This window comes from Halochromatium sp., assembly GCF_054919635.1.
Map to the genome: position 1 here is coordinate 1 of NZ_JBUDPI010000300.1, position 4,693 is coordinate 4,693.

The following is a 4,693-nucleotide window of genomic DNA, read 5'->3' on the forward strand; positions in this document are numbered from 1 at the left end:
TTCATGATAAGGGCATCTTTAATGCGAACCCTCAGTATTAAAGTAATCTTTAATAAGAGGCGCCAGCATTAAAGCAGGTTTTGATTAGAGGCTCTACCACCAATCGCCTCCGTCGCGCTGGAGATCCCACGCGTCGTTGCGGGCTCGGTGTCACAGGGTCCGGCTCGAAGACCGCATCGCAGACTGTGCGGCGACAGTGGTTGAGGACCTCGTTGTTGTCGCCGGTGAGGAGCATCAGCGGCGCAATACGCATCTGCCCCAGGCGGATGCGCCCCAGCTGCTCGAATTGGAGTGTCCAGCGTTGCTTCACGGCTGCGTCTCGCCCGCCCTGCGGCCCTCAGCGTCTTGCCCACGCTACCCTAAGTGCTTGTGCTCGTCACCCGTTAGCGGCGCACGGCCTGTGCCGAGGCTCGGGGCTGCGGGAACACCGAGGGCGGGGCGCCAAGGTCGCTGACCGCGTCGAGCAGGTTGGCCAGGGCGGCCCACATGGCGCCTTGTGCCACCTTGGCGCGGAGCCCCTACGTGTTCAGGCTGGTTCAGCCAGCGGCTATTCGTTTGATCGCTTAACGAACTGGCCAGGTGAAAACATGATCGGTGCGGGCGTCGGCGTCGATGGCCTGGGCCTCGGCGGTGGCGAAGAAGGCGATGGCCTCGCGCGGGTAGTCGAGGATGAGGTGTTTGTAGTTCCGATCGTGGCTCATGGCTCGGCTGCTGTCCTAGGGCGGTTGTCAGATGTATCGCGGTACGATACATCGGTCTCATGATCCTGAGCACCAAAGGCAAACTGGCGGCGCAAGCGGTTGCTGGCCGCTTCGGCAAAGGCTTTCCGGGCGATTTGGTCAAACGCACGCGGGCGATGTTGGCGGCACTCGATGCCGCGGTGGAGTTGGCGCTATCCGGCAATCGCTCTGGCCAACATTCGGTGCGGATCAACGACCAATGGCGAATCTGCTTCACTTGGACCAACGAGGGTCCAAGCGAGGTCGAGGTTCTCGACTACCAATGAGAGGTGATGCGATGAGCTTACTTGTTGGCCCTGCGCATCCAGGCGAAGTCCTGTCGCAACTGTATCTCAAGCCGCTGGGGATGAGCGCCATTGCGCTGGCAAGATGCCTGGATGTGCCGCGCACTCGGATTGAACGGCTGGTCAAACAGGAAACAGCGCTTTCTGCCGATAGCGCTATTCGGCTCGCAACGTTCTTCGGAGGGAAAAATCCGGGACGGGTCCGGTTTTTCCTCACAGATTAGCAGAAAACGTGGTCTGTCCCGGATATTCCTCTGACCTGGATTCCGGCTTCCCGGCCGGGATGACGGGCGGGCTGGGATGGCTCAAGACGCGCGTTTGAGCTGGGTCAGCCAAGTGTCGCCGTCGGGGCTGAGCAGAAGTTGATCGGCAAGCTCTTCAAGCTGGTCGGGATCGCTGATGCCGGCTAGCAGGGGCTGGCTCTGCTCGGCAACCTCGGGACCAAAGCGGCGGCGGGCTTGGCGAATCACGATGTGCCGAGTGGGAAAACCAGGGACGTACCACGTTTTACCCGGTCCACCCTACAACTCCAACGCGCCCTGCTTACCCGCTTCGGTCTCCTCGCGCTGCTTGCGCGGCCGGCCCGGCGTTCCCTTGCTCACGGGCCGGCCCAGCATCGCGGCGACCTGCTGCTCCATCTGGGGCGGGCCCAGGACAAAGCCGCCATTGGTGCAGTCGCGCACCTGCGTCAGCAGTTCTTCACTGAGGACATCTTCGAATAATCGCCGATAGGCGGCCCTTCGGGCGTCCGCAGCGTCGGCAAGTCCGGCATACAGCGCATGCGGTTTGACCACTGGGTCCGCTTCACCCAGGGCATTGGCTCGATAACTCGACCACGGATAATCGCCTGGCGCCGTGACCATGGCTGCCCGTACTGGATTGAGCTCGATGTAGCGCATGCAGGCCAACAAATAGCCGTCGGCGTCGATCACCGATGATCGAAACCGACCCTCAAATAGGCCTCCGGTGCGCCCGTAGCGGCGATTGAGGCGTTGCACATAGCGCTGGGCGACCTGTTTCATCACCTTCGCGATACCTTGCGCTTCGGCGGCGGTCATCAAGAGATGCAGGTGGTTGCCCATCAGCACGTAGGCATGCACCGCCACCGATTCATCCTCTGCCGCTCGCGCGAGCCGTTCTAAGAAAAACCGTCGATCATGGTCCTCGAAGAACACGGCCGACCGGTCGATGCCACGCAAGATGACATGCATTGGATAACCGGCGACGACGATGCGCGCGCGTCGAGGCATGGGTTTGATACCAGCGTTTTGAAACCAGTCCCCTAAGACTAGCAGAAAATGTGGTCCGTCCCGGATTTCCCGGCCGGGATGACGGAGTAGGGCTTGGTTGGCGCATGTCTCGGCGTCATGGCTGCCCCAGCCAAGCCTTCGCGTCCTTCATCGTCAGGATGAGCGCCTCGCTGTCGGGGAGCGGCTGGAATCCATGGTGCTGGTAAAAGGTCGCGGCGGCTTGGTCGATAGGGTCGACGATGATGGCCCAAACCGCGACCTGCGCGGATGCGCGGGCGATACGCGCGACTGCATCTAGCAACAGGTCTGAGCCGAGGCCCTTTCCTTTCTGCCGCTGGTCGAGCGCCAACTCACCGATGCGTGCGACCGGGATCGGGTATTTGGGCAGCCCTTGGCGTAGGTTCGGCGGCATGTGCTTAAAGGCGACAGCCCCGGACATCAGCGTGTAGTAACCCAGCACGGGGTTGCCGGCTGGCTGCGGCACCAATACGAAGGCGCGGGCCAGGCCCTTGCGGTCGTTCTGCCGCGCGAACTGGGCCAGATAGACATTGAGAAACGGATGCCCGCAATCAAAGGCTGCGCGGTCATGCCCGCTGGTGATGGCCTCGATCCGATAGCGCTCGCGATCTTTAGTCACTCAGGATGCGCGTGCCGCGGCGCTGCGTTGCCTTGGCCAGCGCTGCGGGCAAGGGGCGCTCCGGTTGATCTAAGGCCTTGAGAAAGGCATCGCGATCGATATCCGACAGTTTCAGCGTTTCGAGGCGACGCCGTGCCCGAGCCACCTGCTCCTGCGCCGCCGCGATCATGAAGGACGACAGATTCATGCCGTAGGCCTCGGCTGCGTGCGCAAACTGCGCTTTCACCCCTTCCTCAACCCGAAAATCGATGCGCTCAAGCTTTGCCATGTTGAACCCTTCAGTTGCGTGGGCAATCTGTGGTGATTCTAGCGCATGTACGGTGTTTGTCCACACGGACGCGAATTGTGCCGCTTGCAATCCTTCAGCCACGGGTCAGGCGAGGTAACCATTGCTTCGTACCAGCGGATCTCGGCGGTTTGATGCTCCTGCGTCCGACCGGCGGGACAGGGGCCAGACTAGGCGGCTAATGGGGCGCGGGATGGAGGTGAAGTCGGTAAGGTGGCCGGCGGACACGGTGATCCAGCGCGGGTCGGCCAAGTGTTTCAGGGTGTCTTACTTGAGCTCTTCGTTCAAGTTCGCGCGGTGTTGATTGGGATGTTTGCCGCAGTTGATAGCCGCATGAGTCAAGCGCTGGCCCATACTGGCCCAGGAGTCCGGTTCCAACGTTTATTCAGCTCCGAGAATCAGGGCGAAGGCTGTAGGCCCTTGCAGGGGCAAGGGCTTTGGACACGCTACCGCCGTACACCGTCAGTGCAAGGGAGGCGGGCGCTGCTTGACTGTTGATATTGTCGTCCGGTGAGCGTTCATCAGCTGAACGCGCAGCGGTTGGATCAAAGCTCGCTTCAGCCCCTTTCGTCAAGGGGGAATGGTTGTTCGGCGTTGCCTGCCGGTTGGTCGCGCAGTAGGCGTTTGACGAGGGCTTGGACTTGGGGTTGGTCTTTTAGCCAGGAGGTGAAGGCTCGATTGCGCCCGTAGCTGTTGATCCGTGGTGCGTAGAAGGCGTTGCAGGTCTGCGCGCATGGCATTGAGCAGCGCTGGGCTCCATTGCCGCGGACAACGCACGGCGAGCTCGAGGCGGTAGACAATAAGGTCTGGCTCGATGGGTGCAACTCGGTACGATTGACGCAGGGCGGCCATGGCTTCTCGGCAATCGCCGGATGGCGGTAGTCTGAGGTCGGCCAAATAGGCCCAGCCGAGCGGTTGTACGGGGGCCTTGGTGCGCGTTGCCGTGACAGCGGTGTTGATGGTTGCTTGTCGTTGCTGCTCGAAGGACTCGTCGGCGTCGGCGTCGGCGTCGTCTGTAGGTTGTAGCAGTTCCGTTGCGGCGCGCCGCCGCCAGTCCTCGTCGCCGCGCCGTTCATCCAGCAGCGCCTGCAATTCGTCGCTGAACAGGGCGCGATGCTCGCGGCCCGCCTGGGTCGGCTCGAAGTCACAGTCCAGCCAGGGGAAGTCCCAGCTGTATGACGTCAGGATGCCGAGTACGGTGTCGTCTTGCCGCAGTTCCCAGCGTGTGGTGCTCATGCTTCACTCGCCTTCTTTGATCCCCCAATGCACAGCCATGGTGTTAAACATGAATCGTTTATACCCTACTTCGCGCAATCCTGCCGCTTGCATCAGGGCGGCCAGTTCGTCCGCCGTCTTAAAACCGAGCGTGCTTTCCGGCAGGTATTGGTAGGCGTCGGCCTGCCCGGTGATCAGGCGGCCCAGGCCGGGGATCACAAACTGGAGGTGAAACTGGATGAACGGGCGCAGCAGGTTACGCGGCGGGGGTGTGGTATCCA

The 4,693-nt window shown here is 61.7% G+C and carries 9 protein-coding genes; 2 read left to right on the forward strand and 7 right to left on the reverse strand.

Translation table 11 applies throughout. From position 1 onward, the window contains the following. Positions 1–563 precede the first annotated feature (563 nt). Complete coding sequence (locus tag ACY693_RS15305; RefSeq protein WP_462322677.1) at positions 564–701, reverse strand: hypothetical protein; 138 nt, start codon at positions 699–701, stop codon at positions 564–566. Positions 702–760: 59 nt separating this feature from the next. On the opposite strand from ACY693_RS15305, the gene ACY693_RS15310 reads away from it, so the two are divergent. Continuing rightward, positions 761–1,006 carry a type II toxin-antitoxin system RelE/ParE family toxin gene (locus tag ACY693_RS15310; RefSeq protein WP_462322678.1) on the forward strand — a complete coding sequence of 82 codons (246 nt, stop codon included), beginning with the start codon at positions 761–763 and terminating at the stop codon, positions 1,004–1,006. A gap of 11 nt (positions 1,007–1,017) precedes the next feature. Next, a complete protein-coding gene (locus tag ACY693_RS15315; RefSeq protein ID WP_462322679.1) occupies positions 1,018–1,248 on the forward strand; it encodes a HigA family addiction module antitoxin in 231 nt (76 codons plus the stop codon). A gap of 81 nt (positions 1,249–1,329) precedes the next feature. Here the strand turns inward: ACY693_RS15315 and ACY693_RS15320 are convergent, their stop codons facing one another. From ACY693_RS15320 to ACY693_RS15345, 6 genes are all read right to left on the reverse strand, one after another. Further along, complete coding sequence (locus tag ACY693_RS15320) at positions 1,330–1,494, reverse strand: hypothetical protein (protein ID WP_462322680.1); 165 nt, start codon at positions 1,492–1,494, stop codon at positions 1,330–1,332. A 51-nt stretch (positions 1,495–1,545) separates the two neighbouring features. Next, a complete protein-coding gene (locus tag ACY693_RS15325; RefSeq protein WP_462322681.1) occupies positions 1,546–2,274 on the reverse strand; it encodes a transposase in 729 nt (242 codons plus the stop codon). A gap of 115 nt (positions 2,275–2,389) precedes the next feature. Then, positions 2,390–2,911, reverse strand: coding sequence for a GNAT family N-acetyltransferase (locus ACY693_RS15330; RefSeq protein WP_462322682.1), 522 nt, complete (start codon positions 2,909–2,911; stop codon positions 2,390–2,392). Next, a complete protein-coding gene (locus tag ACY693_RS15335; protein ID WP_462322683.1) occupies positions 2,904–3,179 on the reverse strand; it encodes a type II toxin-antitoxin system TacA family antitoxin in 276 nt (91 codons plus the stop codon). Before ACY693_RS15335 ends, ACY693_RS15330 begins: the two co-directional genes overlap by 8 nt. 588 nt (positions 3,180–3,767) lie before the next feature. After that, entirely contained in the window at positions 3,768–4,433 is a 666-nt protein-coding gene (locus tag ACY693_RS15340; RefSeq protein ID WP_462322684.1) for a hypothetical protein, read from the reverse strand. 3 nt (positions 4,434–4,436) lie between these two features. Further along, on the reverse strand, positions 4,437–4,693 hold a 257-nt coding region (locus tag ACY693_RS15345; protein WP_462322685.1), incomplete at its 5' end, for a class I SAM-dependent methyltransferase.

What these genes read in the sequence shown, in the direction of transcription:
- ACY693_RS15335 (WP_462322683.1), bottom strand. Translation starts at nt 3,179, where the DNA reads ATGGCAAAGCTTGAGCGCATCGATTTTCGGGTTGAGGAAGGGGTGAAA.
- ACY693_RS15340 (WP_462322684.1), bottom strand. Translation starts at nt 4,433, where the DNA reads ATGAGCACCACACGCTGGGAACTGCGGCAAGACGACACCGTACTCGGC.
- ACY693_RS15310 (WP_462322678.1), top strand. Translation starts at nt 761, where the DNA reads ATGATCCTGAGCACCAAAGGCAAACTGGCGGCGCAAGCGGTTGCTGGC.
- ACY693_RS15325 (WP_462322681.1), bottom strand. Translation starts at nt 2,274, where the DNA reads ATGCCTCGACGCGCGCGCATCGTCGTCGCCGGTTATCCAATGCATGTC.
- ACY693_RS15305 (WP_462322677.1), bottom strand. Translation starts at nt 701, where the DNA reads ATGAGCCACGATCGGAACTACAAACACCTCATCCTCGACTACCCGCGC.
- ACY693_RS15315 (WP_462322679.1), top strand. Translation starts at nt 1,018, where the DNA reads ATGAGCTTACTTGTTGGCCCTGCGCATCCAGGCGAAGTCCTGTCGCAA.